Origin of the sequence: Streptomyces sp. MK37H, from assembly GCF_018035285.1 — a bacterium.
In the GTDB taxonomy this organism is placed as follows: domain Bacteria; phylum Actinomycetota; class Actinomycetes; order Streptomycetales; family Streptomycetaceae; genus Streptomyces; species Streptomyces endocoffeicus.
The window spans coordinates 1-2,592 of record NZ_JAAAYH010000723.1; the positions used below are offsets into that span (position 1 = coordinate 1).

The 2,592-nt window shown below is 75.2% G+C and carries 2 protein-coding genes; both read right to left on the reverse strand.

Features of this window, described 5'->3' with window-relative positions:
• Positions 1 to 78: 78 nt before the first annotated feature.
• The gene (locus GWI24_RS43205; protein ID WP_210951485.1) at positions 79 to 1,125 is read right to left on the reverse strand and encodes a glycosyltransferase family 2 protein; all 1,047 of its coding nucleotides are present in this window, start codon (positions 1,123 to 1,125) and stop codon (positions 79 to 81) included.
• A gap of 104 nt (positions 1,126 to 1,229) precedes the next feature.
• Positions 1,230 to 2,592: carbamoyltransferase C-terminal domain-containing protein (locus GWI24_RS43210; protein WP_210951486.1), on the reverse strand; the 1,363-nt coding region annotated here is incomplete at its 5' end.

The window sequence follows — 2,592 nt, forward strand, 5'->3', positions numbered from 1 at the left end:
AATGGAACCTTTGGTACAGATGTAGCGAACACGGGCATCGAGTAGCCCGGACAGACAATCACCAAACGCGACAAAGCGCTACACATGTCCGAGGGCCCTGCTGCGCCTGACCGCCGACCGCCCGAACGCGGCGGCCGAGCGGTGCCGCACCAGCCCCGCCAGCCAGTGCGCGCCGGCCACGGGCGGGATGACGGCGCTGGTCAGGACCATCGTGGCGATCTCGTCCGGGGTACGCGGACCGGGCCGGATCCGGGCCAGGGCGAATTCGGCGGTCCCGGCCAGCCACAGCGCCGCGCCCGCCGCGGCCGCCCGCCGCCGGCCCGCCAGGGCGCCGGTCAGGGCGACGGCACCGGCCGCCGCGATGGCCAGATGGCGGGGCAGCCGGCCGCGCGGGGCGTCTGCCCGGGCCCACCAGCCGCGGCCGTGGACCTTGGCCATCAGCACGTCGTCGGCGTTCCCCGCCTGGGTGCGCACCGACACCCAGCGGTCGGCGGGGCGCACCGGATGGACCGTGACCCGCGACCCCCGCTCCAGCCGCCACCCGGCGGCCATGACCCGCAGCGCCAGGTCGGCGTCCTCGCGGAAGGCGCGCGGAAACCGCTCGTCGAAGCCGCCGACCGCGGCCAGCGCGGCCCGCCGGTACGCCATGTCGGCGGTGATCCAGCGGGCGGAGGCGAGCCCCGCGGTGTTGCGCTCCCAGTCGGTGGGCCTGCGGTCCTGCGGCAGCGGAACGGTGATCCGCGCCTGGACCCCGCCGGTGGAGGGACCGGCCGCCGCCAGATCGGCGGCGAGGTCGTCCGCCCAGGTGGGGCCAGGGACCACATCGTCGTCGAGGAAGACCGTCCAGGGTTCGGGGGCGGCCCGCCAGCCGATGTTGCGCGCGGCGGCGGGCCCGGCGGCGCAGCCGGGCGCGATCTCCACCAGGGGCGCGAGTTCGGCGGGGATGTCGGCGGGCAGCGGGGTGCAGTCCTCCAGCGGCCGGTCGTCGACGAGGACGACCCGCCGGGGCGCGGGGCCCTTGGCGTCGGCGAGCGCCCGCAGGGTCACGGAGAGACTGGGGCGGCCCAGCGTCGGGATGACCACGGCGTACTCGGGTCCGTCGGTCCGCCCTCCGGTGTCCGTCATACCTGGCTCCTCCCATGGCACGGGTGGTGTGGCTCATATGCGATTGGCACGGGTCGGTGCGGCTCATATGCGAGACGTGACCGGAATGCGATACGTGACCCGCGTCAGATCTCCTCGTGCGCGGCCGTGTCCGGACGGCCGCCCGCGAAGAAGGCGCCCCGGCGGATCACGAACGGCCCGATCGCCAGCAGGTCCACGGGGGCCGAGCCGAAGCACTCCAGGGCGTCGCGCGGATCGTCGACCATCGGCCGGCCCGAGGTGTTGAGGCTGGTGTTGACGACCACAGGCAGCCCGGTGCGCCGTTCGAACGCGGTCAGCAGTCGGGCCACCAGCGGCTCACCGGCGGAGTCGACGGTCTGGATGCGGGCCGTGCCGTCCACGTGCACCACGGCCGGGATGCGGTCCCGCCACTCCGGCGCGACCTCGTGCACGAAGAGCATGTACGGGCTGGGCAGCGGGCCGTCGAAGATCTCGGCCGCGCGCTCGGCGCGCACCATCGGGGCGACCGGCCGGAACTGCTCCCGGCCCTTGACGTCGTTGAGCCGCTCGAGGTTTCCCGAGCGGCCGGGGTGGGCGAGCAGCGAGCGGTGGCCGAGCGCCCGGGGCCCGTATTCGGAGCGCCCCTGGAACCAGGCGACGATCGCGTCGTCCGCGAGCGCCTCGGCCACCGTCTCGGCCACATCGGCCGGGCGTTCGTAGGGCACCGCGGCCGTCTTCAGCCACGCCTCCAGTTCGGCGTCAGACCAGCGGCGCCCGAGGTCGGCCCCGGCCATCGGCTCGGGCCGGTCGCCGCCCCGCGCGCACAGGTGGAGGGCGCCGCCGAGCGCGGTGCCCGCGTCCCCGGCGGCGGGCTGGACCCAGACCCGGTCGAACGGGCCCTCGCGGGCGATACGGGAGTTGGCCACGCAGTTGAGCGCCACTCCCCCGGCCAGGGTCAGCACCCGGTCATGGGTGCGCCCGTGCAGCCAGCGCACCAGGTCCAGCAGCGTCTCCTCCAGACACGCCTGGGCGCTGGCCGCGAGATCGGCGTGCGGCTGCGACCACGCCTCGCCGGGGCGCAGCGGGGGGCACAGCTCGGCCCAGGGCACCCCGGTGGCATGGAAACCGCCGTCGCCGGTGGCGTACACATACCGCCGCAGCTCGTCCAGCATCCGCGGGGTGCCGTAGGAGGCGAGGGCCATCACCTTGTACTCGTCGCTGGAGCGCAGGAAGCCCAGGTGCTCGGTGAGTTCCTCGTAGACCAGCCCCAGGGAGTGGGGCAGTTCCTGGCCGTGCAGCGGCTCCAGCCGGTCGCCGACGCGGCGCGCCGCGAGATGGGAGGTGGCCTCGCCGCGTCCGTCGAGGACGAGGACGGAGCTGGTGTCGGCGCCGGGCGCGGCGAGCGCGCTGGAGGCGGCGTGGGCCATGTGGTGGGGGACGAACCGCACGGCGTCGGGGTCCAGTCCGGGCAGGGCGGTGCGCAGGAAG

Excerpts from the sequence above, each read along its gene's own strand:
- GWI24_RS43205 (WP_210951485.1), bottom strand. The coding sequence starts at position 1,125 with ATGACGGACACCGGAGGGCGGACCGACGGACCCGAGTACGCCGTGGTC.